Source organism: Aeromonas sp. s10, from assembly GCF_040907975.1.
In the GTDB taxonomy this organism is placed as follows: domain Bacteria; phylum Pseudomonadota; class Gammaproteobacteria; order Enterobacterales; family Aeromonadaceae; genus Aeromonas; species Aeromonas caviae.
Window position 1 is genome coordinate 14,002 of the sequence record NZ_JBFOCV010000038.1, and the last position, 26,024, is coordinate 40,025.

The 26,024-nt window shown below is 61.5% G+C and carries 24 protein-coding genes; 16 read left to right on the forward strand and 8 right to left on the reverse strand.

Annotation, left to right across the window (positions count from 1 at the left end; genetic code table 11):
* Nucleotides 1–39: 39 nt before the first annotated feature.
* Complete coding sequence (gene leuA, locus AB5Y59_RS13185) at nt 40–1,602, reverse strand: 2-isopropylmalate synthase (RefSeq protein ID WP_010673154.1); 1,563 nt, start codon at nt 1,600–1,602, stop codon at nt 40–42.
* 405 nt (nt 1,603–2,007) lie between these two features.
* Here leuA and AB5Y59_RS13190 point away from each other — a divergent pair, with 405 nt between their 5' ends.
* From AB5Y59_RS13190 to ilvN, 6 genes are all read left to right on the forward strand, one after another.
* Nucleotides 2,008–2,631 (forward strand): TetR/AcrR family transcriptional regulator, encoded by a 624-nt coding sequence (locus AB5Y59_RS13190; RefSeq protein ID WP_010673155.1) that lies wholly within the window; start codon nt 2,008–2,010, stop codon nt 2,629–2,631.
* A 126-nt stretch (nt 2,632–2,757) separates the two neighbouring features.
* A complete protein-coding gene (locus AB5Y59_RS13195; protein WP_368212114.1) occupies nt 2,758–3,261 on the forward strand; it encodes a phosphatase PAP2 family protein in 504 nt (167 codons plus the stop codon).
* The gene (locus AB5Y59_RS13200; protein WP_210537825.1) at nt 3,258–4,367 is read left to right on the forward strand and encodes an MJ1255/VC2487 family glycosyltransferase; all 1,110 of its coding nucleotides are present in this window, start codon (nt 3,258–3,260) and stop codon (nt 4,365–4,367) included. Before AB5Y59_RS13195 ends, AB5Y59_RS13200 begins: the two co-directional genes overlap by 4 nt.
* A 35-nt stretch (nt 4,368–4,402) precedes the next feature.
* On the forward strand, nt 4,403–4,555 hold the full coding sequence (locus AB5Y59_RS13205) for a hypothetical protein (protein ID WP_010673158.1): 153 nt from the start codon (nt 4,403–4,405) through the stop codon (nt 4,553–4,555).
* Nucleotides 4,556–4,945: 390 nt separating this feature from the next.
* Nucleotides 4,946–6,664: an acetolactate synthase 3 large subunit gene (locus AB5Y59_RS13210; RefSeq protein ID WP_043156169.1), complete on the forward strand. Its 1,719-nt coding sequence runs from the start codon at nt 4,946–4,948 to the stop codon at nt 6,662–6,664.
* Nucleotides 6,664–7,158, forward strand: a complete 495-nt coding sequence (gene ilvN / locus AB5Y59_RS13215) for an acetolactate synthase small subunit (protein ID WP_010673160.1) — start codon at nt 6,664–6,666, stop codon at nt 7,156–7,158. The genes AB5Y59_RS13210 and ilvN overlap by 1 nt, the downstream gene beginning before the upstream one ends.
* Before the next feature lie 478 nt (nt 7,159–7,636).
* Here ilvN and pta read toward each other — a convergent pair whose 3' ends face one another.
* Nucleotides 7,637–9,790 (reverse strand): phosphate acetyltransferase, encoded by a 2,154-nt coding sequence (gene pta / locus AB5Y59_RS13220; RefSeq protein ID WP_010673161.1) that lies wholly within the window; start codon nt 9,788–9,790, stop codon nt 7,637–7,639.
* 70 nt (nt 9,791–9,860) lie between these two features.
* Entirely contained in the window at nt 9,861–11,063 is a 1,203-nt protein-coding gene (locus AB5Y59_RS13225) for an acetate kinase (protein ID WP_368212116.1), read from the reverse strand.
* A gap of 301 nt (nt 11,064–11,364) precedes the next feature.
* Here AB5Y59_RS13225 and yfbV point away from each other — a divergent pair, with 301 nt between their 5' ends.
* Entirely contained in the window at nt 11,365–11,805 is a 441-nt protein-coding gene (yfbV, locus tag AB5Y59_RS13230) for a terminus macrodomain insulation protein YfbV (protein WP_029313829.1), read from the forward strand.
* Nucleotides 11,806–11,857: 52 nt separating this feature from the next.
* Here yfbV and AB5Y59_RS13235 read toward each other — a convergent pair whose 3' ends face one another.
* The 3 genes from AB5Y59_RS13235 to AB5Y59_RS13245 form a co-directional block, all read right to left on the reverse strand.
* Nucleotides 11,858–12,358, reverse strand: coding sequence for a YfbU family protein (locus tag AB5Y59_RS13235; RefSeq protein ID WP_039040945.1), 501 nt, complete (start codon nt 12,356–12,358; stop codon nt 11,858–11,860).
* Nucleotides 12,359–12,552: 194 nt separating this feature from the next.
* Nucleotides 12,553–13,017, reverse strand: a complete 465-nt coding sequence (gene bcp, locus AB5Y59_RS13240) for a thioredoxin-dependent thiol peroxidase (RefSeq protein WP_010673165.1) — start codon at nt 13,015–13,017, stop codon at nt 12,553–12,555.
* Between the two features lie 23 nt (nt 13,018–13,040).
* Nucleotides 13,041–13,574, reverse strand: coding sequence for a glycine cleavage system protein R (locus tag AB5Y59_RS13245; protein WP_010673166.1), 534 nt, complete (start codon nt 13,572–13,574; stop codon nt 13,041–13,043).
* Nucleotides 13,575–13,762: 188 nt separating this feature from the next.
* Between AB5Y59_RS13245 and dapA the strand changes: the two genes are divergently transcribed.
* From dapA to AB5Y59_RS13260, 3 genes are all read left to right on the forward strand, one after another.
* Complete coding sequence (gene dapA / locus AB5Y59_RS13250; RefSeq protein WP_029313831.1) at nt 13,763–14,650, forward strand: 4-hydroxy-tetrahydrodipicolinate synthase; 888 nt, start codon at nt 13,763–13,765, stop codon at nt 14,648–14,650.
* Nucleotides 14,643–15,761 carry an outer membrane protein assembly factor BamC gene (gene bamC, locus AB5Y59_RS13255; RefSeq protein ID WP_081843969.1) on the forward strand — a complete coding sequence of 373 codons (1,119 nt, stop codon included), beginning with the start codon at nt 14,643–14,645 and terminating at the stop codon, nt 15,759–15,761. The genes dapA and bamC overlap by 8 nt, the downstream gene beginning before the upstream one ends.
* A 169-nt stretch (nt 15,762–15,930) precedes the next feature.
* Nucleotides 15,931–17,034: a phosphoribosylaminoimidazolesuccinocarboxamide synthase gene (locus AB5Y59_RS13260; RefSeq protein ID WP_010673169.1), complete on the forward strand. Its 1,104-nt coding sequence runs from the start codon at nt 15,931–15,933 to the stop codon at nt 17,032–17,034.
* A 123-nt stretch (nt 17,035–17,157) separates the two neighbouring features.
* Here AB5Y59_RS13260 and AB5Y59_RS13265 read toward each other — a convergent pair whose 3' ends face one another.
* Nucleotides 17,158–17,760 (reverse strand): short chain dehydrogenase, encoded by a 603-nt coding sequence (locus tag AB5Y59_RS13265; RefSeq protein WP_368212118.1) that lies wholly within the window; start codon nt 17,758–17,760, stop codon nt 17,158–17,160.
* 97 nt (nt 17,761–17,857) lie between these two features.
* On the opposite strand from AB5Y59_RS13265, the gene AB5Y59_RS13270 reads away from it, so the two are divergent.
* The 4 genes from AB5Y59_RS13270 (at nt 17,858) to AB5Y59_RS13285 (ending at nt 20,789) form a co-directional block, all read left to right on the forward strand.
* Nucleotides 17,858–18,760 carry a LysR family transcriptional regulator gene (locus AB5Y59_RS13270; RefSeq protein WP_039040949.1) on the forward strand — a complete coding sequence of 301 codons (903 nt, stop codon included), beginning with the start codon at nt 17,858–17,860 and terminating at the stop codon, nt 18,758–18,760.
* Nucleotides 18,761–18,834: 74 nt separating this feature from the next.
* Complete coding sequence (locus AB5Y59_RS13275) at nt 18,835–19,458, forward strand: DUF2057 domain-containing protein (RefSeq protein ID WP_368212120.1); 624 nt, start codon at nt 18,835–18,837, stop codon at nt 19,456–19,458.
* A 73-nt stretch (nt 19,459–19,531) separates the two neighbouring features.
* On the forward strand, nt 19,532–19,978 hold the full coding sequence (locus AB5Y59_RS13280; RefSeq protein WP_039040966.1) for an HIT domain-containing protein: 447 nt from the start codon (nt 19,532–19,534) through the stop codon (nt 19,976–19,978).
* A gap of 118 nt (nt 19,979–20,096) precedes the next feature.
* Nucleotides 20,097–20,789, forward strand: a complete 693-nt coding sequence (locus tag AB5Y59_RS13285; RefSeq protein ID WP_029313837.1) for a DUF3334 family protein — start codon at nt 20,097–20,099, stop codon at nt 20,787–20,789.
* A 61-nt stretch (nt 20,790–20,850) separates the two neighbouring features.
* Here the strand turns inward: AB5Y59_RS13285 and AB5Y59_RS13290 are convergent, their stop codons facing one another.
* A complete protein-coding gene (locus tag AB5Y59_RS13290; RefSeq protein WP_042881204.1) occupies nt 20,851–21,849 on the reverse strand; it encodes a DUF2860 family protein in 999 nt (332 codons plus the stop codon).
* Nucleotides 21,850–22,051: 202 nt separating this feature from the next.
* On the opposite strand from AB5Y59_RS13290, the gene arcB reads away from it, so the two are divergent.
* Nucleotides 22,052–24,364, forward strand: coding sequence for an aerobic respiration two-component sensor histidine kinase ArcB (gene arcB / locus AB5Y59_RS13295; RefSeq protein ID WP_221436037.1), 2,313 nt, complete (start codon nt 22,052–22,054; stop codon nt 24,362–24,364).
* Between the two features lie 29 nt (nt 24,365–24,393).
* The gene (gene dgt, locus AB5Y59_RS13300) at nt 24,394–25,770 is read left to right on the forward strand and encodes a dGTPase (protein ID WP_069651844.1); all 1,377 of its coding nucleotides are present in this window, start codon (nt 24,394–24,396) and stop codon (nt 25,768–25,770) included.
* Nucleotides 25,771–26,024 lie beyond the last annotated feature (254 nt).

The following is a 26,024-nucleotide window of genomic DNA, read 5'->3' on the forward strand; positions in this document are numbered from 1 at the left end:
CCTCCCCATGTCATGTTGTCATCTTGTCCGGCGGCGGGCTCAGACGGTTTCCGATTTGATGGTGTGGTTGCGCTCCATCTGCTCGGCGACCTGGTCCGCGCGCCAGATGCTGTTGATCACGTGGACCAGGGCCTGGGCCGAGGATTCGATGATGTCGGTGGCCAGCCCCATGCCGTGGAACTTGCGCCCCTTGTACTCGGCGACGATGTCCACCTGGCCGAGGGCGTTCTTGCCCTCGCCCTTGCCTTTGAGTTCGTATTTATCGATGCGGATCTCGTAGCCGGTGATGCGGTTGATGCACTGGTAGACCGCATCCACCGGGCCGTTGCCGGTGGCGGCCTCGCACACCAGATCCTGGCCTACCTTGAGCTTGACCGAGGCGGTGGCGAGCACCGAGCTGCCGCTCTGCACGCCGAGGTACTCCAGCTTGAAGTGCTCGGGCTCCTCGTGGATCTGGCTGAAGAAGGCGAGGGCCTCCAGGTCGTAGTCGAACACCTGGCCCTTCTTGTCTGCCAGGGTGAGGAACTTGGCGTAGAGATCGTCGAGGTCGTAGCTGCTCTCGGCGTAGCCCATGGACTCCATCCGGTGCTTGATGACGTGGCGGCCGGAGCGGGAGGTCATGTTGAGGTTGTTCTGGGTGAGACCGATGCTCTCGGGGGTGATGATTTCATAGGTGTTCTTCGCCTTGAGCACCCCATCCTGATGGATGCCTGAGCTGTGGGAGAAGGCGTTGGCGCCGACGATGGCCTTGTTGGGCTGCACCGGCATGTTGCAGATTTGACTGACGAGGGTGCTGGTGCGGTGGATCTCGCTGTGGCGGATGTTGGTGTGTACCCCGAGCAGATCGGCGCGGGTCTTCAGGATCATTGCCACCTCTTCCAGGGAGCAGTTGCCAGCACGCTCGCCGATGCCGTTGATGGTGCACTCGATCTGGCGGGCCCCCATCTGCACGGCACTGATGGAGTTGGCCACCGAGAGGCCCAGATCGTCGTGGCAGTGCACCGAGATGATGGCCTTGTCGATGTTGGGTACCCGGTTGAACAGGGTGTGGATGATGCCGGAGAATTCGGTCGGCACCGTGTAGCCCACGGTGTCAGGAATGTTGATGGTGCGGGCGCCGGCCTTGATGGCGGCTTCCACCATGCGGCACAGGTTGTCTATCGGGGTGCGGCCCGCATCCTCGCAGGAGAACTCCACGTCATCGGTGTAGCGCAAGGCGTGCTTGATGGCGCCGACCCCCATCTCCAGCACGTCTTCGAAGCTCTTTTTCAGCTTGCTCTCCACGTGGATGGAGGAGGTGGAGATGAAGGTATGGATGCGAAACGCCTCTGCCACTTTCAAGGCTTCGCCGGCGGCATCGATGTCTTTTTGCAGGGCGCGAGCCAGGGCGCAGACCCGGCTGTTCTTGATGTGGCGGGCGATGGTCTGAACCGATTGAAAATCGCCGGGGGAGGAGACGGGGAAACCCACTTCCATGATATCGACACCGAGCCGCTCCAGCGCCTGGGCGATCTGCAGCTTCTCCTTGACCGTCAAGCTGGCCGACAGCGCCTGCTCACCATCACGCAAGGTGGTGTCGAATATGATGACCCGATCTGACATGTGACTTCCCTCTTCCTAAGTTCGCTGCGTGCATCCTGCATGGCATAAAAAAACCCGTGCGGGGTGCACGGGTTTCTGTAAATTCCGGCTATGCCTTAGCCCGGCTACAAGGATCCCGCGCGAGGAGTCGCGATTAGGGAGAGCAGTAGTAGCGGAGCGGCAATACGCATGATGTCTCAATCCTTCCAGTCGATAACGCTACTACCAATAACGAGATTTTTATGCTGTGTCAACCGGAATGGACAGGTTCAATCCACTGGTTTATTTAATCGGATTGTAAAGGAGTGCAAATTCTCTTGTCCCATATTCGGTTCATGCCTGATTATCTGGTCATTCCTGCTGTACTCGATCACCCGCACAATCAGATCGACTTATCAGCCCTTGCTGAATTATCTGAGGTATTCCATGGAAAAACGCAGACCTGGCCGTCCAGTCGGACGTTCCGACATTCGTGACAAGCTGCTTGCCGCCGCACGCGAACGTTTTCTCAACACCCCCTACAGCAAGGTGACGACCCGCGAGATTGCCGAGCTGGCAGGCTCCAATCTGGCGATGATCCACTACTACTTCGGCAGCAAGGAAGGCCTCTACAAGGCGGTGCTGGGGGATGTGGCCGAGCCCCTCGAGCAAGCCTGGCACGACGAGAGCAGCAACCGCAGCCTGACCGATCTGCTCAACACCTACTATCAGGTGATGGCGCCCAACAGCGAGCTGACCTCCGCCATCTCCAGCGCATTGTCCACTGAAAAGAGCCCGGGGCGTGATTTTGTGCTGAGCCGCCTGCTGGATCGCCAACTTCCCCAGTTCGATGCCCTGCTCGAATCCATGCGCTCCAACGGCCAGCTGGCGGACAACCTGGACCCCGAGATGCTGAAGATCTCCTTCCTCAGCATGATGTGGCAGCCCTTCGTGATGAAGGATCTCTACGAGCAGGTGTTTGGGCTGACGGTGGACGAGCACTTCATGAGCCGCCTCGCGGCCCACAACTGCCGCCTGATGGAAAACGGCCTGCGCGGTGCCCTGAACTGACTTTTCCGGGATGACGGATGAAAAAGGGCCCCTGGGCCCTTTTTTTTCATCAATCTGTTATCTGGGCGTCAACGAAGTGTCATGCCGCCCTCCTAGTCTGCACTCAGGATGCAAGGGAGGGCCGTGATGAACAAGATCCAGCAATGGGACCTGCGGGTGTGCCGTGTCTGCCTGCTTCATCCCTACAACCAGCCGCAGGCCAGGATAAGCCGGCTTGTCTCCCGTACCGGTGACGGCCCCCTCTATGCCGTGGCGGCCTGCCTGCTCTGGTGGCAGGGGAGCGCCGGGCAGGAGGTGGTCAGGGTGGCGCTCTGGGCGTTTGCCCTCGAGTTGCCGCTCTACCTGCTGCTCAAGAATGCCCTCAAACGCCAGCGCCCGGCAGGGCTGCCTGTCTTCATCACCCCGTCGGATCGTTACAGCCTGCCCTCTGGCCATACTGCGGCCGCCTTTCTGATGGCGACCGTAGTGGCCGCCAGTTTCCCGCTCTGGGCACCGCTGCTGTTTGTCTGGGCCGCGCTGGTGGGGGCGTCCCGCCTGCTGCTCGGGGTGCATTATCTGAGTGATCTGGTGGCCGGGGCGCTGCTTGGCGGTGGTTGCGCCCTCTGGGCGCTGGGTTGGAGCCAGGGATGAGGATACTGTTCGGCGTTCAGGGGACCGGCAACGGCCACATCAGTCGTAGCCGGACCCTGGCGCGCGCATTGAAGAGCAGGGGCGTGGCGGTGGACTATCTGTTCAGCGGGCGCGCCGCCGACGGCTACTTCGAGATGGGGGAGTTCGGGGATTATCGCACCTTCCCCGGTATCACTTTCGCCAGCCATCAGGGGCGCATCTCGGGCTGGCGCACCCTCAAGGGACTCTCTCCCCTGCGTTTCTGGCAAGATCTGCGTACCCTCGATTGTCGCGAGTACGATCTGGTCATCAGCGACTTCGAGCCGCTCAGTGCCCATGCTGCTCGCCGCTGGGGCAAACCCAGCCTCACCATCAGCCATCAGGCGAGCTTCGACTGGCCGATCCCGCGCTGGGGAGAGAGCGGCTTCAACCGCCAGCTGATGCGCCATTTTGCGCCGGTACGCCAGTCCCTGGGACTGCACTGGTTCCATTTCGGCCAGCCCCTGCTGCCTCCCATCGTCGATCCCCTCGAGCCGGTGCCGGACAACCAGCAGATCCTGGTCTATCTGCCATTCGAGCAGACAGAGACGATCGCGGCCCTGTTGTCGCGTTTCAGCACGCAGTCGTTCATCTGCTTCCATCCCGAGGTGCGCAAGCGCAGCGAGTGGCGCAACATCCGCTTTGAACCTCAGGCCAGAGAGGGGTTCAAGCTGGCGCTGGCCGGTTGTCGCGGGGTCATCAGCAATGCGGGATTCGAGCTTGCCTCCGAGGCGCTCTCCCTTGGCAAGAAGCTGCTGGTCAAACCCCTGGGTGGCCAGTTCGAGCAGTTGACCAACGGCAGGACCCTGGAGCTGATGGGGCTGGCCCAGTTGATGGACAGCCTGGATGCCAATGCGGTGCGAAGCTGGCTGGAGGCCCCTTCTCCTGGCAGGGTACGCTATCCCGATGTGGCAGGAGAGCTGGCCGACTGGTTGCTGGCCGGGGCAGGGGAGGAGGTGGGGGCGCTCTCCCGCCGCCTCTGGGGCAGGACTCTCTTTCCGGAGGAGGTGTGTGACAGCCTGGGGGAGCTTGCCAGCCGCACCGGCCAGGAGCGTCCCTGGTTATCCCAACTCAGCGCCTTTGACTAAACTGAGTCGATCCCACCACGGAGAGGACGGACACCATGCGCTTTACCAATGAAAACGGCGACACCATGACTCTGGCAGACAATCTCACCCTGCATGAGCTGCTCGACATGGGTGTCAGCATTTCGGTCTGCGAAGAGACGGATCCGGATCAGCAGATCTGGCTGGCAGAACCCGAAGACGAGCAGTGAAACCAGCCAGTTTTTGACGGCCCACCCCCTCGGGGTGGGCCGTTTATTTTGTTCCTGACCGACGCGGGCAGCATGATCCGCTGGTTGTTCCCCCCAGGGCCCCTCTTTGTTGCCCGTCTGGTGGCCAAGTCACTGAATGTTAATAGCTGTTTGAAATTTATGACTGTTATGGCCAGACAAAGCCGTGGACAAGCGTTCACGGGCGGGTTAAGTTGGTTTTTCACCCGCTTTTCGGGTGAATGATGGAAAACCCCTATTTTTCTACTATCGACGGCTCCGAACTCGCCTGATCTGCCTGCAGACAACAACAAGACTCGGATCGGCGCTGCCGGGAAGCAGCGGACTGTCGATAGCTTTCGCTTAACGGAGCAAAGCCTGGAGGGCTTTATCATGGAGATGTTATCAGGCGCCCAGATGGTGGTTAGAGCGCTGGAAGATCAGGGAGTGGAACACGTTTTCGGCTACCCTGGTGGCTCAGTGCTCGACATCTATGACGCTCTCTTCGAAAACGGCAAGATGGAGCATGTCCTGGTGCGGCATGAGCAGGCCGCAGTGCACATGGCGGACGGTTACGCCCGCTCCACCGGCAAGGTGGGCACTGTGCTGGTGACCTCGGGTCCCGGCGCCACCAACTGCATCACGGGGATCGCCACCGCCTACATGGATTCCATTCCCCTGGTGATCCTGTCCGGCCAGGTGCCGACCAGCATGATCGGGGAGGATGCGTTCCAGGAGACCGACATGATCGGCATCTCCCGCCCGGTGGTGAAGCACAGCTTCCTGTGCAAGAAAGCCAGCGACATTCCCGAGGCCATCAAGAAGGCCTATTACATTGCCGCTAGTGGCCGCCCGGGGCCCGTGGTGGTGGATCTGCCCAAAGACGTGCAGAATCCGAAAGAGAAGTTCCCCTATCAGTATCCCGAGTCCGTTTCCCTGCGCTCCTACAATCCGACCAAGGCCGGACACAAGGGCCAGATCAAGCGGGCTGCCAAGCTGCTGACCGAGGCGAGTCGCCCGGTCATGTACGTGGGTGGCGGCGCCATCAACGCCAATGCGGATCACCTGGTGACCAAGCTGGCGGAGCTGCTGAACCTGCCGGTGACTACCACGCTCATGGGGCTGGGCGCCTTCTCCGGCACCCATCCGCAGTTTATCGGTATGTTGGGGATGCACGGTACCTTCGAAGCGAACAAGAGCATGCACAACGCGGATCTCATCTTCGCAGTGGGTGCCCGCTTCGATGATCGCGTGACCAACAACGTAGCCAAGTTCTGCCCCAACGCTACCATAGTCCACATCGACATCGACCCCACCTCCATCTCCAAGACGGTACAGGCCCATGTGCCCATCGTCGGCTCGGTGGAAACCGTGCTGGAACAGATGCTGGAAGTGATCCGCGAGTGCGGCTTTGACAACGACAAGCAGGCGCTGGCGGACTGGTGGGAGCAGATCAACCAGTGGCGCTCCCGCAACTGCCTGGCCTACGAGACCCATCCCACCCTGATCAAGCCGCAGCAGGTCATCGAGACTCTCTACAAGGTGACCAAGGGGGAGGCGTTCGTCGCCTCCGACGTGGGCCAGCATCAGATGTTTGCCGCCCTCTACTACCCGTTTGCCAAACCACGTCAGTGGATCAACTCAGGTGGTCTCGGCACCATGGGGTTCGGCATTCCTGCCGCCATGGGCGCCCAGTTTGCCAACCCGGATGCGGTGGTCTGCTGCGTCACCGGCGACGGCTCGGTGCAGATGAACATTCAGGAGCTCTCCACCTGCATGCAGTACGGGGTGCCCATCAAGATCATCTCCATCAACAACCGTGCGCTGGGCATGGTCAAGCAGTGGCAGAAGATGTTCTACGGTGGCCGTCACAGCCACTCCTACATGGAATCCCTGCCTGACTTCGTCAAGCTGGCGGAAGCCTATGGCCACGTCGGCATTGCGGTGAGCGATCCGGCGGAGCTGGAGAGCGCCATGGAGAAGGCCTTTGCCATGAAGGACAGACTGGTGTTCATGGACATCTCGGTCGATCCGGACGAGCACGTCTATCCGATGCAGATCAAATTTGGTGCCATGGACGAGATGTGGCTGAGCAAGACGGAGAGAACCTGATGAGACATATAATTTCCGTTCTGCTGGAGAACGAATCCGGTGCCCTGAGCCGTGTGGTAGGTCTCTTCTCCCAGCGCGGCTACAACATCGAGACCCTGACGGTGGCCCCCACCGAGGATCCCACTCTGTCCCGCATGACCATCGTCACCATGGGTGATGAGCGGGTGCTGGAGCAGATCCAGAAGCAGCTGCACAAGCTGGTGGACGTGCTCAAGGTGTGTGACCTGAGCGAGGGTGAGCACATCGAGCGGGAGATCGCGCTGGTCAAGGCGCGCGCCGCCGGTGGTGCACGTGACGAACTGAAGCGGCTGGCGGACATCTTCCGTGGCCAGATCGTCGACGTCACCCCCGAGCTCTACACGGTGCAGCTCGTCGGGACCAGCGAAAAGCTGGACGCCTTCATCAAGACGGCTGCCCAGACCAACGAGATCATCGAAGTGGTGCGCTCCGGTGTCTGTGGCATCTCCCGGGCGGACAAATCCCTGCGTCCCTGATGTGGCCGGATGTGAAAATAGCTGTTCAAGGGCTCTTCGGAGCCCTTTTTCGTGTCTGGCAGCGTTGCGGGCAAGTGGGGGGGCCGGTAGGGATGCAGGCCACAGCATCAGGAGGTTATCGAGGGGGTGAAAGAGAAGGGGGAAGGGAGGGTCTTCACCTGTCATTTTCTTTCAAATGATCGGTAAACTATCCACAAAAGCTGTGGAAAACTCTGTAGATTAGCGGTGTGTCTGGCGTTAGTCTCATGATCTTAAAGGGATATTTCAATTTGATCCTGGCTGGATCGCATTTGTGCAATCCCCTGGCGAGGGTGTGAGCGTTTGCTTATCCCTCGTGCCTTGCCAAGGGCGGAACGCGGATCTGTCCGTGGATCCGCACGGGATCCCGATCTGATCTTGCGGATCAACATTTCTGGGCGCGAGCCATAAAAAAACCCGCCTCTCGGCGGGTTTTTCATTGCATCGGACTGCGGGTCGATTACTCAGCCTGGGCTGCCTGGATGCCGGTCAGGGCGATGGTGTAGACGATGTCGTCCACCAGGGCGCCACGGGAGAGGTCGTTGACCGGCTTGCGCATGCCTTGCAGCATGGGGCCGATGGAGACCAGCTCGGCGGAGCGCTGTACCGCCTTGTAGGTGGTGTTGCCGGTGTTGAGATCCGGGAAGACGAACACGGTGGCCTTGCCGGCAACCGGGGAGTTCGGTGCCTTGGACTTGGCGACGTTCTCCATGATGGCCGCATCGTACTGCAGCGGGCCGTCGATGATGAGGTCGGGACGCTTGGCCTTGGCCAGCTCGGTCGCTTCACGCACCTTCTCCACGTCCGCGCCGGCGCCGGAGGTGCCGGTGGAGTAGGAGATCATGGCCACGCGCGGCTCGATACCGAAGGCGGCAGCGGAGTCGGCGGACTGGATGGCGATCTCGGCCAGTTGCTCGGCAGTGGGATCCGGGTTGATGGCGCAGTCACCGTAGACCAGCACCTGATCCGGCAGCAGCATGAAGAAGATGGAGGAGATCAGGGAAGAGCCCGGGGCGGTCTTGATGATCTGCATCGGCGGACGGATGGTGTTGGCCGTGGTGTGCACGGCGCCGGATACCAGACCGTCGACCTCGTTGCGCTCCAGCATCATGGTACCCAGTACCACGTTGTCTTCCAGCTGCTCGCGGGCAACCACTTCGGTCATGCCCTTGTTCTTGCGCAGCTCGACCAGACGAGCCACATAGCGCTCGCGTACGGCAACCGGATCGATGATCTCGACGCGGTCGGTCAGTACCACGCCCTGCTGTTCGGCAACACGACGGATCTCTTCCGGGTTGCCCAGCAGGACCGGACGGGCGATGCCACGCTCGGCACAGATAGCGGCAGCCTTGATGGTCCGCGGCTCTTCCCCTTCCGGCAGCACGACGCGCTTGTTGGCCTGACGGGCCAGTTCGGTCAGCTGGTAGCGGAAAGCCGGCGGGCTCAGGCGACGGGAACGGGTGGACTTGGCGGAGAGAGACTCGATCCAGTGCTTGTCGATGTGACCAGCAACGTAGTCCTGCACCAGCTCGATACGCTCGCGGTCATCTTCCGGGATGTCGACGTTGAAGTTCTGCAGGCTGACGGCGGTCTGCCAGGTGTTGGTGCCGGTGATCATGATCGGCAGACCGGTGGCCATGGCCTGTTGGCACAGTGCCATCACCTGGGGTTCCGGGTGGTAGTTGCCGGTCAGCAGCAGGGCACCCAGCTTGACGCCGTTCATGGCGGACAGGCAGGCGGAGACGATGACGTCGGAGCGGTCGCCGGAGGTCACCAGCAGGCTGCCCGGACGGAAGTGCTCGATCATGTTGTGGATTGAGCGGGCGCAGAAGGTCACGGTCTGCAGGCGGCGGCTTTCCAACTCACCCTTGTTGATGATCTTGGCGGCCAGGTGCTTGGCGAGATCCTTGGCGCGCGGGGCGATCAGCTGGGTGTTCCAGGGGATGCAGCCGAGGATGCGCAGCGGGCTCTTGCCGAAGACTTGCAGCACTTCCAGGTTGTGGCCGGTATCGGCGCCGTGGTGGTGCGCTTCGAACATCTCGGTCAGGTCGGGACGGGTCACACCGTGCTCGTCAACCGGGGCACCCACCTTGTTGATGACGCAGCCCACGATGCGCGGGTTGTTGACGCCACCGAAGTTGGAGCAGGCCAGCTCGATGCGCTCTTTGAGCTTCTGGCTGGAGTCGTTGCCCGGATGGGTCACGAACACCATGTCGGCGTCCAGCGCCTTGGCGACGTCGTAGTTCAGCTTGTTTGCAAAGGGTTGCTTGTCGGTCGGAACCAGGCCCTCGATCACCACCACTTCGGCACCGCTGGTCTTCACGTGCTCTTCGAAGCGGGCCACGATCTCTTCCAGCAGGATGTCGGTGTTGCTGGAGGTGATCATGTTCTCGGCGTAGGAGAGGGCGAACGGCTCGGGCGGGTTGATGTTGGCAGCGGCGCGGATCACGGCGGTGGAGCGCTCGGTACCGGTTTCACCCGGACGCGGCTGGGCGACCGGTTTGAAGAAGCTGACATTGACACCGTGACGTTCCATGGCGCGAACGACGCCAAGACTCACGGAGGTTACGCCGACACCAGTGCCGACCGGGATGAGCATAATAGTGCGTGCCACTTATTACCCCTTGTTCATTTTTTGGGATCAGGAAAAGGCCGCCCTGGGGCGGCCTTGCTCTACAGCTAATTTATGCGCCGACCAGTTCCAGCGCGTCGTGGGCGATGACCCACTCTTCGTTGGTCGGGATAACCAGGGCCTTGGTGGAACCAGCCTTGGTGATCTCGCCGCCCTTGCCGAAGCGAGCCTTCAGGTTGGCGTCGTGGTCGACGTCAAAGCCCAGCAGGCCCAGCTTGTTCAGGGTGATCTCACGGATCGGGGCGGAGTTCTCGCCGATGCCGCCGGTGAAGACCACGGCATCCAGACGACCGTCCATGGCGGCGGCGTAGGCACCGATGTACTTGGCCAGACGGTAGCAGTACACGTCCATGGCGCGCTTGGCTTCTTCCTTGCTGTCGTAGTTGTCTTCAACGAAACGGCAGTCGGAGGTGACTTCGGTCAGACCCTGCAGGCCGGATTCCTTGGTCAGCATGGTGTTGATCTCGGCAACGCTCATGCCCAGCTTGTCGTGCAGGAAGAAGATGATGGCCGGATCGATGTCACCGGAACGGGTACCCATCACCAGGCCTTCCAGCGGGGTCAGGCCCATGGAGGTGTCGACGGACTGGCCGTTCTTGATGGCGCAGACGGAGCCGCCGTTGCCCAGGTGGCAGTTGATGATGTTGAGCTCTTCCACCGGCTTGTTCAGCTGCTTGGCCGCTTCCAGGCTGATGTAGTAGTGGCTGGTGCCGTGGGCGCCGTAGCGACGGATGCCGTTCTCTTTGTAGAGCTTGTACGGCAGGGCGTACAGGAAGGCTTCTTCCGGCATGGTCTGGTGGAAGGCGGTGTCGAACACGGCGACGTTCTTCTCGGCCAGTTCCGGGAAGACCTTCAGGGAGGCACGGATACCGATCAGGTGAGCCGGATTGTGCAGCGGTGCGTAAGGAATGGCGGCTTCGATGCCGGCAATGACGTCATCACAGATGCGAACGGAGGAGGTGAAACGCTCGCCGCCGTGTACCACGCGGTGGCCGATGGCGATCAGGTTCTTGGACAGTTCCGGGTTGAGCGGCAGGATCTTGTGAACGATGAAGTCCAGCGCTTCCTGGTGAGCGGCACCGGCACCCAGATCAGCGTTGCCTTTCTCGCCGTTCAGCTTCCACTTGATGCGGGCGTCGTCGAGGTTGAAGCATTCGGCCAGGCCGGACAGCAGGTCATCACCGGTGGTTGCGTCAATGACAGCAAACTTCAGGGACGAGCTGCCACAGTTAAGAACAAGAACCAGCTTACTCATGAATAAATCCTATCGCAGATTGGGTTGGGTTGGAGGATGCGCCGGACGCGGTGCGTCCAAAAACTATCAACTTATCCTTATGAGGGTTGGCAATCTGTTGCTTGCCCCTTGTATAGTGATACAAGACCCGAAATTCAGACGTCCCTGACTGGTCAGTGGCCGTGCCCCAGCGTAAAAATGGGCGTACAAAGGATAACCTGATTGTTGAAAAATAACAAAGTCATCCTCAACCTTTGTTATTGCCTCTCAAATATTGTCGAGGTTTTGCCGTTAATGCGTTCGAAAAGAGCTCGGAGGTAGCATGAGCATGAACATTTTTGGAACTAAATTACAGCAAGGCCGTCATTATATGACTCTTTGGCCGCGCCGTCCCGAGCTTAATTCCATGTTCCCGGAGAATCGGGTGATCAAGGCCACCGAATTCGCCCTCAAGGTGATCCCGGCACTGGCGGTGCTCAGCGTCATGGTGCAGTTCCAATTTGGCGAGCTTCATTACTGGCCCTCCGTGATGGCGTCCGTGCTCTTCCTGCTCAGCCTGCCGCTGCAAGGGTACTACTGGCTCGGCCAGCGCGCCGATACCCGGCTACCCCCCTCCCTCGCCACCTGGTATCGGGAGATAAACGGCAAGATGAACGAGCAGGGCGGTCAACGTCAGCTGGTGGCCCGTCCCCGCTACGAAGAGCTGGCCGATACCCTCAACGCCGCCTTCAAGCAGCTGGACAAATCCTTCCTCTACGAATGACTTTCCGAAGTCAGACTGATGAAAAAGGCGCCCTCAGGCGCCTTTTTCACATTCAGGCGGCCAGCACTTTGCTGATCTCCTGGATGGATAGCTTGTACTGACGGGGGCACTGACGCCAGACCGCCAGCATGCGCTGGTACTTGTCCCGCATGGCGATGTCGCTGGAGAGCTCATCGCAGGGGCAGGGCAGTTCGGGGAAGCGCTTGTCCACTTCCAGCAGGAAGCAGACGTAATCCGCCAGTTCCCGCTCCTGGCTGCGGCTGTAGCCGTTGAAGGCAAGGCGGCTCTCGTTGACATCGGCCCGGGCGCTGGCATCCAGGTTGCCCCAGGAGATGGCCAGTGCATGGTGCAGCTCCAGGGTGTCCAGCACCTCCTGGCAGGTGGCGAGATCCAGATGGCCGAAGCTCTTCTCCAGCTCGAGGATCTGCAGGCAGTAGCCGCGCTCGACGATGGTGCTGGCACGCTGGTAAAACGCCGCCTTTTCCGGATTGAGTTTGGCCAGGATCTCGTACTGGTTGCTCAGGATCAGGCGTTCGGTGTGGCTCATGTTCATGGGCTGTCTCGCTGGAAAATGAATCTGGGGTCACGTTAACCCATATCCAGGATGAATTTTTTGATCTGAGAGGGGAGGTTGGCGAGAAAAGGGGGGAGAGGCGCTCTGGTGAGCCGCCAGAGAGTGGGGGCTGATGCCGTGGTGAAACGAGCAGGGCCCGCCATGGCGAGCCCTGCAACAATGCCGCTGGTGGCTTACCCCTTGACGAGGTCGAGCACCACCTGATGGTGATCGCTGGTCTTGAACTTGTCGAAGCGATGGGCAACCTTGCCCTCTTCATCGATGAGGAAGCTCAGGCGATGAATGCCGTCATACTCCTTGCCCATGAACTTCTTCGGGCCCCAGACGCCAAATGCATCGGCCACCGCGTGATCCTCATCGGCCAGCAGGCGGAAGTTGAGGTTGTCGCGCTCCTCAAACTTTTTCAGGCGCTTGGCGCTGTCCGGGCTGATGCCGAGCACCACCACATTGAGGGCAGCCAGCTCGCTATTGACGTCGCGCAGACCGCAGGCCTGGGTGGTGCAACCCGGGGTCATCGCCTTGGGGTAGAAATAGATCAGCACCTTCTTGCCGCGCAGGTCGGCGAGGCGAACCTGATTGCCGTCCTGATCGGAGAGGGAGAAATCGGGGGCCTGGGTACCAGCTTCTAGTGGTGACATGGGGTCTCCTCGGATAAACGCCGTCAGGCGTACTTGTGATTGACGATGAATTCGAACGACTCGGCGCCCAGTCCACGACAGAAATCGGCGAAGGCTGTCTTCGAGCCGGGCTCTTCTCCCTGCTTGGAGAGATTCAACTGAAAGTTCGCCTTGAGCAGGTTGAAGGGCTGCTGTTCCAGGGTGATGGTCTGCATGGCCTGGATGTCCCAGCCGTGATCGCTGAAGAACTGGGTGCACTGACTTACGATGCCCGGCTGATCCCGGATCAGCACCTCTGCGCTGGCGCTGATGTCATATTGCAGGGAGTGGTGGCGCTCGGTGCGTTTCATCATGGTGATGAGATCCCACTCCTGGCTGCGCAGTGGGAGGCTGATTTCCAGTTGCATCAGGCTGTTCCAGTCACCGGACAGGAGCATGATGAAGGTGAATTCGTTGCCGAAGATGCCAAGACGGCTGTCGACAATGTTGCAACCGCAGCCACTGACGTGACGGGTCACCTCATTGACGATGCCAGGCCTGTCCGTGCCGATGGCCGTTACGACCAGGTAGTGAGTCATAAATCGTCTCTCGTCCATTATTGAGAATGCGTTGACCGCGGGTGCCGGCACCCTGCCGGGAGGCCTCTTGTGCGCTCGTGCATTCATACGTTTTGTGCCGGATGGTAACACGGCTTGTCCCGTGCCTCCCTTGTTTTTCAAAAGGGGCAGCTTTACCATTACGCCCCTGAAAATCGGGAGAATTATCCATGTTACGCGGTAGTATTGTTGCGCTCGTTACCCCCATGTTGCCTTCGGGCGACATCGATTGGGTCAGTCTGGCAGCGCTGGTGGAATATCATGTGGATGCCGGGACCAGCGCCATTGTCGCCGTGGGAACCACGGGAGAGTCGGTCACCCTGAGCGAGCAGGAACATATCGCCGTGGTTGAGAAGACGGTGGAATACGCCGCCGGACGCATTCCCGTCATCGCGGGGTGCGGCTCCAACAACACTGCTCACGCCATCGCCCTTTCCCGGCGTTTCGCCACCATGGGCGTGGTGGCGGGTCTCTCGGTTACCCCCTATTACAACAAACCCACCCAGGAAGGCCTCTATCGTCACTATTGTGCGATCGCCGAGGCTAGTGGTCTGCCTCAAATTCTCTATAATGTGCCCGGTCGCACCTGCTGTGACCTCAAACCCGAGACGGTGGCCCGTCTGGCCAAGGTGCCCGGCATCATAGGTTTGAAAGAAGCGACTGGCGATCTTGGCCGTACCCCGCTGCTGCGCGAACTGTGCGGGCCGGATTTTGCGCTTTATAGTGGCGATGACGCCAGCGGATGTGATTTTATGCTGCAAGGGGGCGATGGTGTCATTTCGGTCACCACCAATATTGCGGCGCCCCAGATGGCCGACATGTGTCGTGCTGCCCTGGCCGGTGATGCCGGGCAGGCTCATGACATCAACAATCGATTGATGCCGTTGCATCAGACTCTGTTCTGTGAACCGAGTCCCATCCCGGTGAAATGGGCCTGTGCCCGGCTGGGATTGATGGCGACGGCGACCTTGCGTCTGCCCCTGACCGATCTCACCCCCGAGGGGGAAGCGGCGATGGCGCGAGCACTGACGACTGCGGAGTTGATGGCGAGTGTTTAAAGCAAATGGAAAGGGAAATGCAGTGCGCCTGGTACTGAGTGTCGCGACGGTGGCCGTGCTGGCTGCCTGCAGCTCACCCCAGGAACGCAAAATGGCCAACCGTGGCTTCGAGTATGAAGAGAGCCGCCTCGAAGGCCGCGCCTTCCTTGTGCCCGCCGGGTTGAGTACCCCCGCCTTTAACAGCAATTTCGACATTCCGGCCCTGCCCGAGAGCAGCCGTGAGGGCGCCCTCGGGGCCAAGGTGGACGTGCGTCCGCCTGCCCAGTTGCTCACCGTGGTGCCCGGCAGCCAGGTGGTGGCCAATGCCAGCGAGCCGACCGTCGCCTTCTATGCCCTCAGCACCTCCCAGAGCGTGGAGCGCGATACCTGGGCCTTCCTGATGAACTTCCTGGCCGAACACAAGGTCACCACCGAGAAGCTGGATCAACAGGACGGCGTCTTGCAGACCGGCTGGTTTGACAACTCAGCGGTGCTCGATGGCTGGGCGGAAGATGACGATGACTTCAAGATCCGTCAGCGTTACCAGTTCACCCTGCGCAACGATGTGCAGCGTCACGCCATCAAGATGTCGGTACGGGTGCTGGATCACGAAGAGACCATCGACGGCGAGACCAGCACTGTGCTGACGCCGGCGGACGCCCAGCGTTATGCCACCCGCGCCCTGAACCAGTTTTCCCTCTATTACGACAAGCAGCTCAAGGCCCGTGAACAGCACAAATCCAGCGATGGCATGGGGCTGGAGCTGGGTCTGGACAACAACGAGCTGAGCGCCTGGATTGCCGAAGGGTCGTTTGACCAGGTGTGGCGCCGCCTCAATCAGGTGCTGCCTGCCTATGGTTTCACCATCAAGGACACCCAGCAGTCCCTGGGCTGGATCGACGTGGAGTACGACGAGCCGGACAGCGAGTTCTGGAAGGCCAAGGGAGCGGAGCCGTTCAAGCTCGAGGAAGACACGTATCGCTTCCAGCTCGGCGAGATGACGGGCGGCAAGACCTCCATCACCCTGTTCGACAAGGACAAGAAACCTGTCGCATCCGGTGTCATCTCCCAGATGTACATCAGCCTGTCCGAGGCCTTTGCCAAGGGCTTGGCCGATCAGGGGGCGAAGTAAGCATGGAAACAGGGGCCTCGCGCCCCTGTTTTGTTATGTCCGGGTTGCCGCAGGGTCAGCGTGCCGAGCCGGTTGCCCCGGGCCTGAGTACCTGATGATGTGAATCCCCCACAGACAGGGGTCTGGTGCCCCTGCCTAACTAGTCCCACAACAGGAAATGTTATTAGCCATGAGTCTTGCAGATCAAGTATTGGCGGTGAACGACGATTTGCCGATCCGTACCGATAAACCTGTCCATTCCGGCAAAGTGCGCAGCGTCTACTGGTTGACCCCGGCAGACAGTGCCCGGCTCATTCGGGAGAAAGGCTATGATGTGCCGGCCGATACGCCCCTGGCCCTCATGGTGATCAGTGATCGCATCTCGGCTTTCGACTGCATCTGGCAAGGGGTGGACGGTCTGAACGGCGTGCCGGGCAAGGGCGCGGCGCTCAATGCCATCTCCAGCCACTGGTTCAAGCTGTTCAAGGAGCAGGGGCTGGCGGACAGCCACATCCTGGACATCCCGCACCCCTTCGTCTGGATCGTGCAAAAAGCCCGTCCCGTGATGATCGAGGCCATTGCCCGCCAGTACATCACCGGCTCCATGTGGCGTGCCTACAAGGATGGTGAGCGGGAATTCTGCGGTATCACCCTGCCGGAAGGGCTCAAGAAGGATCAGAAGCTGCCCGAGATCCTCATCACCCCGTCCACCAAGGGGATCCTCAAGGGGCTGGATGGCGTGCCGGAAGCGGACGACGTCAACGTCTCCCGCGGCGACATCGAGCGCCACCATCAGGCCTTCGGCTTCCGCTCCCCGGCGGACATCGACCGCTACGAGGCGCTGCTCAAAGAGGGCTTCAACGTCATCAGCGAGGCGCTGGCTGCCCTGGATCAGGTCTTCGTCGACACCAAGTTCGAGTTCGGTTACGTGACCGATGCCGCCGGTCGCGAGAAGCTCATCTACATGGATGAAGTGGGCACCCCCGACAGCTCCCGCATCTGGGACGGCGCAGCCCTTCGCGGCGGCGAGATCATCGAGAAGTCCAAAGAGGGCTTCCGCCAGTGGCTGCTGAACCACTTCCCGGATCCGGACATCCTGCTCAACAAGAACCGCATGCCCGAGCGCTTCGCCCTGGCCCGGGACAACAAGCTGCCCACCGAGGTGATGATGGATATCTCCCGCACCTATGTGGGGATCGCCGAGATGATCATCGGTCAGCCGCTGGTACGCAGTGCCAATCCGAAGCAGGAGATCATCGAGGTACTGCGGGAGCAGTACGGCCTGATCGACTGAGGCCGACCGCTTTTTTTGCCGCAGGCGCACAAACGTTTGCCGGTGGCTGGCGAGGCACTTGCAACGCAGATGACAAAACGGGCCCCATGACGGGGCCCGTTTTCATTGGGTTGTCCGGAGCGCTCAGCCATTGACCCGGAAGGTCTGGCCGGTCTGTACCCCCAGTACCGATTTCTTGTAGGCCTGGGCCACCCGGGCGGCGGGTACCGGCACGAAGCCCGGGAAGAAGTCGGCATACTTGCTCATGGACTCTTCCAGCACGGTGGGGCTGACCACGTTGATGCGAATGCCCCTTGGCAGCTCGCAGGCGGCCCCTTTCACGAAGTGCTCGATGGCACCGTTGATGGTGGTGGCGCTCACCCCCCAGTGGATGGGCTCCTCGCTCAGAATGCCGCTGATGAGGGTGATGGAGCCACGGTCGCTCAGGTGGGCAATGGCGGCCCGGGTCAGGTTTATCTGGCCCATCAGCTTGCTCTGAAGCCCCACCTGCCACTGCTCGTCCGTCATCTCGGTCAGGGCATTGAAGGCGACGCTGCCGCTGGCGACCACCAGGGCATCGAAGGATCCGATCTGCTCGAAGAGCGCCCGGATGGAGGCGGGGTCGCGCATGTCCACTCTGGCATCCCCCTGGCTGTGACCGACCCGGATCACCTGGTGATCCTGGGCAAGCAGTTCGCTGACGGCGGCGCCAATGGTGCCGGAGGCACCCACAATCACAATCTTCATATCTATCGCTCCTGGTTGAGATGAGTTGATGATAGCGGGATGAAAAGGGAGAAAAAGCGCTTATGATGAACCCATTGTTTCCACATTGGAGCTAATGATGGATATCACTCACCTGGCCAGTTTCTATGAAGTGGTGCAGCGGGGCAGTTTCTCCGCCGCTGCCGATGCCCTGGGGGTGAGCAAGGGGATGCTGAGTCGCCATGTCAGCTCCCTGGAGTCCGCCCTCAATGCCCAGCTGCTCCAGCGCACGACCCGCAGACTCAGCCTGACCGAGGCGGGGCGGGTGCTTCACCAGCAGGCCGGCGAGATCTTCGCCCTGGCCCGGGAGGCGGAGGAGGGGATCCGCGCCCTGACCGAGGAGGACAGCGGCCGCCTGCGCTTCACCTGCCCGGTCAGTACGGGGGACCGCATGGTGAGCGAGCTGCTCGCCCGTTTTGCCGAGCTCTGCCCCGGCGTCCAGGTCGAGCTCAACTTCACCAATGCCATGATCGACATGAGCCAGGGGGAGAATGACATCGCTCTGCGGGCCATGGAACTGATCCCCGACAACCTGGTGGCCCTGCCGCTCGGCAGGCTCAAGGATGTGGTGGTGGCAAGCCCCGCCCTGCTGGCGCGAGAGGGGATCCCCGCCACTCCCTATGAGCTGGGGGGGCGCTCCTGCCTGCTGCAGGGCCACAACCCGGACTGGGAGCAGTGGCACTTTCGCCAGGGGGAGGAGGAGGCGCACATCCTGGTGCAGGGGCGAGTGCGGGCCAACCACTACAGCACCCTGCTGCAACTGGCCCGGGCGGGCATGGGCTTTGCCAAGTGTCCACTGATGCTGGTGGAAGCCAGCCTGGCCCGAGGGGAGCTGGTGGCCGTGCTGACGGAGTGGCAGACCGGCCTGCACCCGATCCATGTGCTGCACGCCCAGCAGCGCCGGGTGCCGCGCAAGATCCGGCTGTTCAAGCAGGTGCTGGCCCAGTGGTTTGCCGAGCGGCCCCATTATCTGCTGGGGTGAGCCTGCATCCCGTTATTTTTCTGTCATCTGGGGCTGCTACCCTGCGCCCTTCATCGCGAAAGGAGAGTCAGGGAATGAAGCGTCATCAGGGTTGGGCAGGGGTTGCGCTGCTGTGCTGCGGCGGTGTGCAGGCCGAGGTCAGGGTCGAGGTGCCCCGGGATTTCCAGATCCTGGCGGTGAGCGCAGGCAAGGTGCAGGACGAGCAGCACGCCGTGCTGGCCGACGGAGAGCAGCAACTGCTGGTGCGTTACGAGGGGGTGATCCCGAGTCGCAACAGCAGCGACAACGATCGCCAGGTTCGCTCCGAGCCCCAGGTGCTTCGCTATGAGGCCCGCGGGCAGTCGGTGCGCCTGCAGGCTCCCGTGCCTGCGGACGAGGCCGGGATGGAACGCTACGCCAAGGCTCCTGTCCTGGGCCTGGTGGCGGGGGGGCAGCCCCTCGAGGTGCGCCAGGATACGCTGATGGTGCAGGGGATGCAGATCGGCATGGACTGGCATGCCAGGCTGATGGAGTACAACCGTGGCGAGGGGCCTGCCGTGCTCGCCGGTGCGGCGGATGTGGCTGCGGCCGCCGTGGCGACGCCCCGGGCCTCCTCCGTGCCGGCCAGCGCCCTGGAAGGGCAGTTGCAACAGCTTTTCCTGCAGGCGGACCCCGCTCTTCGCAAGCGCTTCATCGGTTGGGCCGTGCCGCGCCTTTAAGTTTGCTCCCCGTTGCAGTAACGTGGGCACATCTTTGATTCCCGATGTGCCCATGTTGATCAGCGAGGCCCCCATGTTTGAATTGCACCCCCGCCTTCAGGCGGATACCCGGATACTCGGGGATCTGCCTCTGTGCCGCGTCCTGCTGGCCAAAGACAGCCAGTATCCCTGGCTGATTCTGGTGCCCCGGGTCGCCAACCTGCGGGAGATCCATCATCTGGCCCCCGAGCAGCAACAGCAGTTGATGCAGGAGTCCTGCGCCGTCGCCACCCTGATGGAGCGGGCACTCGGCCCGGACAAGATCAACGTGGCGGCCCTCGGCAATCTGGTGCCTCAGCTGCACCTGCACCACGTGGCCCGCTTCAGCTCGGATGCGGCCTGGCCCGGTCCCATCTGGGGTGCCTGTCCCGCCATTCCCTATGAGGAGCAGGCCTTGCAAGGGGCGGCTGCCAGTTGGCAAACCCGTCTGGCTACCCTGGATGGATTTCAGCCATTTCTGACTGATAATCCAGTCAAGTGAGAGGTGGCTCGCGCTTTGGGCACCGGGATCACGCAATCTGTTAGCGTATCGCGCCGGTGCATGGTGACATGGGCGACACGAGTGACAGCCCCATTATTTCGATCAGCAGGAAGGTTCCATGATAGTGACAAGATCCGAGGATGATGCCGTATTGACCACAGAGGACGTACTGCTGAGCCTGTGCAATTCGGTGACGAGCGTATTGAGTGCGGCGACCCAGACCCAGGTGCGCTTCTCCGGCATGGTGCAGCGGATCAGCAAGACCTGCCTCAAGCCTGACATCGGCTGTTTCGTGCTGTTTGACGGCGGCTTCTCCGGGCTGGTGGTGATCAACTTCTCCGCCGCCGCGGCCATGGAGCTCTACCAGAGCTACATGCTGAGCATGGGGCTCTCCAAGGAGGATCTTGCCATCTCCCACACCTCGGACGAGGTGAGCAACGTCATGGGCGAGCTGATGAACCAGATCGTCGGCAGCTTCACCACCAAGGTGGGGCGCGAGCTGCAGACCCACATCACCCAGAACCAGCCCAAGATGCTGGCGCTCAACAAGCAGGTGATGCTGAGCGTCGACACCAACCTCGACAATCCCGAGACCCGCCGGGTGACCTTCTTCACCGCCAGCAACAACATCTTCTATCTGGAGCTGGCCATGGACAAGACGGAGTTTATCCGGATCCATGATGGCGGCGTGCAGGAGGAGGTGGATCCCGACGAGCTGATCGCCCAGGCCAAGCAGTCAGCCAAACCGGCACCGGCGGCCGCGCCGGCGAGCAACGAGCACGACGATCTGCTGGATTCCCTCGGCATCTGATGGTCGAGGGTTGTGCAAATGAAGAGGCCACCCCGGGGGTGGCCTCCTTGCTTGGGGCGGGTCAGAAGTTGTAAAGCAGCCCGGTACTGAAGCGAAGCGCCTCGGCATCGTAGAAGTCGATGTCGGAGTCGGCGCTGGAATAGGCCGCGGTGAAGGTGGCGGCAAGGGGTTTGATGCCGAACAGGTTGTGCCAGAAGAAGGTGCCATTGAGGGCGAATTCGCTGGCATCGGCGCGCTGGCCGAACAGGGGATTCGCCTCGTCATACTTGCGCTTGCCGGCGTAGAGGTTGCTCACGATGGACCACTGGGAGGCGCGCTTGGCATAGGTCAGCTGCAGACCGGTATTCTTGAAGCTCTCCGCACTCCCGTCCAGGCGGGCCTCCTTGTAGAGGAAGGCGGGCTCCAGCAGCTGGTCGCCGCCGAAGTGGTACTGGTAGGAGACAGCCAGGTCGTGGACCTTGCCGTTGCGGCTCAGCATGGAGGCGTAGTGGGTGCCGTGGGTCAGGTCATATTGCTGGCCGCTGCGCTCCTCGTCGAGCTCCACTTCCCGGCTGGTCAGGGTGGCGTAGACGTTGCTGCCCCAGATCCTGTCCCAGGCAAAGCGCACCCCTTTCGAGGTGAGATCGGTGGCGCTGCGGTCCACGCCGGTGGCGAAGGGATCGCTCCACACTTCCACCGGCATGAGGTTGAACACCAGGGAGGTGGCGACGATACCCTTGTCACCCATCTCCTGGCGCAGACCGAGTTGCTGGGTAAAGTCGAAGCGCACCGCGTCCTGGATGAGGTTGCCGAGAAAGACCTGGGTGCGGGTATCGGCGAAGGTGTAGCGGATATCGGCATTGAGCAGCGGGCTCAGACCGCTTTCGCGGCCGGGGGAGCCCAGATCATCGATACGGCTGTTGCTGTCGTCACCGGCATAGAAGTTGGACTTGTGGCTGCCGGCATTGACTCCGCCCAGCAGAAAACCGGACCAGCCGGTCTGGCGGGGGATCTCCCCCAGATCGGCGTGGGCGGTGGTGGCGACCAGCAGGCCAAGGCTCAACAGAACATGATTTCGCATCGGGTATGCTCCTGACATAACGAATGAGAAGGGTGACAGTGTGCCCCGGTATTCCGGTGGAACCGGTGCTGACTGAGGCATGGCAGGCATGCTACCCCAGCCGGAGTGTGACGTTAATCAATAATTGAATACGCGACGGACAAGAGTTCATGGCGCCGTACTGGTATCCTGTTTGCGCAAGAAAAGGGGAGAAAACAACGAGATGAAGCAGATCAAATCCTGGGCGCAATATTACGTCGACCTGATGACCAAGCTGGGACTGGTGCGCTTCAGCATGTTCCTGGCCACCGCCATCATAGTGCTGGCCGTGTCGATCCAGATGGGGGTGACCCTGTTTTTGCGCGGCACCGTGGACATCGTCGACCTGGTGCGCTCTGTCTTCTTCGGTCTGCTGGTGACCCCCTGGGCCGTCTATTTTCTCTCCATCGTGGTGGATCAGCTGGAGGACTCCCGCCAGCGGCTGACCCGGATGGTGCGCAAGCTGCAAGACATGCGCGAGCGGGATCTCGAGCTCAACAGCCAGTTGCAGGAGAACATCAGCCGCCTCAATGCCCAGATCGCCGAGACCAACCGGGCCGAGACCCTGCGCCAGCAAGCCATCGAGGATCTCGAAAACGAAGTGTTCCAGCGGGAGAAGGCCCAGCTGCATCTGGGGGAGCGTACCGCCCTCTTGCGCTCCTTCATCGACTGCTCCCCCGATCTGGTCTATTACCGCAACGAGGACGAGCAGTTCTCCGGTTGCAACCGCGCCATGGAGGAGCTCACCGGCAAGGTGGAAGCGGAACTCATCGGCCTGACCCCGTTCGATGTCTACAAGCACGACATCGCCAGCAAGGTGGTGGAGACCGACAAGCAGGTCTTCGCCCAGAACGAGCCGCTCACCTATGAGCAGTGGCTGGAGTATCCCGATGGCCGCAAGGCCTACTTCGAGCTGCGCAAGGTGCCCTTCTTCGACCGCTTCGGCAAGCGGCTCGGCCTGCTCGGCTTTGGTCGCGACATCACCGAGCGCAAGCAGTACCAGGACAAGCTGGAGAAGGCGAGTCGGGACAAGACCACCTTCATCTCCACCATCAGCCACGAGCTGCGCACCCCGCTCAATGGCATCGTCGGCCTGAGCCGGATGCTGATGGATACGCCTCTCGATGCCAGACAGCAGCAGCAACTCAAGACCATCCACCTGAGCGCGGTGACGCTCGGCAACATCTTCAACGACATCATCGATCTGGACAAGCTCGACCGTCGTCGGCTGGAGATTGCGCCGGCTCCGCTGGATTTGCCCGCCTTCCTCGACGAGCTGGAGACGCTGTCGCGCATCCAGGCGGAGCAGAAGGGGCTCTACCTGCACTTCGACCGGGACGGCGACATGCCCCAGTTCGTGATGGCGGACGGCACCCGGCTGCGCCAGGTGCTGTGGAACCTGGTGGGCAATGCGGTCAAGTTCACCGATGAAGGGGGCGTCACCATACGCTGTCTCGCCCACGCCGCTGATGAACCGGGCAAGCTGGCGCTGCACTTCGAGGTGGAAGACACCGGGGTGGGTATTCCCCGCGCCCAGCAGGAGAAGATCTTCGCCATGTACTATCAGGTGCAGGGCAAGAAGCACGCCACCGGCACCGGCATCGGCCTTGCGGTCTCCCGCCAGCTGGTGCAGGCCATGGGCGGTCAACTCTATGTGGACAGCGACCCGGGCGAAGGCGCCTGCTTCACCGCCGAGCTGGAGGTGGACTGCGTCGAGCCCAAGGCCGCGGCCCCGGAGCCCGAGATGCCCTCCCTCGACATCCTGCTGGTGGAGGATGTGGAGCTCAACGTGACCGTGGCCTGCGCCCTGCTGAACAAGCTCGGCCATCAGGTCAAGGTGGCGCGGGATGGTGCAGAGGCGCTGGCCATGGCCAACCCGGATGATTTCGACTTGATCCTGCTCGACATCCAGTTGCCGGACATGACGGGGTTCGATGTGGCGGAGCAGCTGCTCGCGCGCTACGGCGACAGCCTGCCCCCCATGGTGGCGCTCACCGCCAACGCCACCGGCGATCGCCAGTACTACCGGGATCACGGCATGCAGGATGTGATCAACAAGCCGCTGGGCTCCAAGGCGGTGCGGGAGGTGATAGGCCACCTGTTTGCGGATCTTGCCGGGGACGAGGCGGACGAGCAGGACGATGTCCACCATCAGGATGCCCTGCTGGATCTGCCCTTCCTCACCGATTACGCCAGCACGGTCGGCAAGCCGGTGCTGCTCTCCAGCGTCGAGCTGTTCGAGAAGATGATGCCGGATTACATGGCGGTGCTCGACTCCAACATGATTGCCAGGGATCAGGCCGGTGTGGTGGAGGAGGCCCACAAGATCAAGGGAGCGGCGGGCTCCATCGGCCTGCGCCGGTTGCAGCAGACGGCCCAGCTCATCCAGAGCCCGGAACACCCCGCCTGGTGGGAGAACGTGGAGGACTGGATTGAAACCCTGCGCCGGGAATACCCGGGTGACATCGCCCGCCTGCGGCGCTGGCTGCTCTCGTAGACACGACGCCTCAGGCAAGGAGCCACGACATGTATGACCGTTTGATCCCCCCCGAGCGCATTCACCCCTGGGGAGACGAAGACCTGCTGGAGGCGACGGAGCAGGACCGCACCCGCATCGTGCAGGCGGCGCCGGTGCGCCGCCTGCAGCAGAAGACCCAGGTCTTCCCGCTCGATGTGAAAGCCTCGGTGCGCAGCCGCCTCACCCATTCGTTGGAGGTACAGGAGACCGGTCGCCAGATCAGTCGCCGCATCCTGGCGGCGTTGCCAGCCGGAGTGGTGTGCGAGGGGGCCTTCATCAATCTGGTGGAGATGTCCTGCCTGTTGCACGATGTCGGCAACCCGCCGTTTGGCCATTTCGGCGAGCAGGTGATGAGTCAGTGGCTTGCCCAGGAGCTGGACGGCCTCTTCGCCCGTGCCCACGACCAGTTGCCGAGCCCCCAGTGGGCAACCCTTCGCCAGGATCTGCTGGTGTTTGACGGCAATGCCCAGAGCCTGCGACTGGTGCACAGCCTGCATGAGCTGAACCTCACCCTGGGGCAGCTGGCGGCGCTGTGCAAATACCCGCAGCAGCCCCTGCCGGGCCTGCACCATCCCCAGGGCTATGGTCAGCACCACGGCTGGACCAGCAAGCGCGGCATCTTCTTCAGCGAACAACCCCTCTATCGTGCCCTCGGCCAGAGCCTGGGGCTGGCCGAGGGGTGCCGTCATCCGCTGGTCTACATCATGGAGGCGGCGGACGACATCTCTTACTGCATCGCCGATCTCGAGGATGCAGTGGACAGGCGCATCCTCACCCAGATCGAGCTGCTGGCAGCCCTGCGCGAGGCGGACGAGGGCGGTTACATGGCCGACCTGCTCGATGAGGCGCTTGCCTCCGGTCGGGGGTTCTTCCCCCATTTTCGCCAGCATCTGACCCGGGATCTGGTGGCGCTGGCCGCCCATACCTATGTGGCCGAGCACGATCAGATCCTGAGCGGGGCCTATCCCCAGGCGCTGCTGCACGGTCAGGCTCCGGCAGCCCGGGTACTCGATACCCTCAAGCGGGTGGCTCGCGAGCTGGTGTTCATGCGCCCGGAGGTGGAGGCGCTGGAGCTGGAAGGCTATGCCGCCCTGCGCGGGGTGCTCTCCACCTACGCCTGCCTGCTGGCCCTGCCCGCCAGCCAGTTCGAGCGGCTGCTCGCCGGCAACGGCGGGAGCGAGCTCTTCTTTGCCCGGCGGCTGTTCCACCGCCTCTCTGCCCGCCACCTCAAGGCGTACCGGCTGGCGGTGGCGAGCCGGGATCCCCGTTTCGAAAAGGAGAGCGAGCAGGAGTGGTACTACCGGGTGCGGCTGCTGCTCGATTATGTGAGCGGCATGACGGATACCTATGCGCTGGAGGAGTTTCGGTTGTTGTCAGGGATTTGACTGAACCTCTTTTTGACCGCATTCCACCCATATGGGTGGGAGAGATATTGCGTAAAATTCGGTGTTTTTTTACACTGCGGCAACTTGTTCAACTTTCACACGGTAAGGAGACGACCATGCAACATTCCATGTTCAACGTTGCGTTCGATCGCTGCTCTGGCAGCGCGAAGACTCGTGCTCTTTATTTGCCGCGTGGAGGGGACAGGTAACACCTGCTTTTTTCATCACCCGCGGTTGTCCCGCAGGGTGATCAC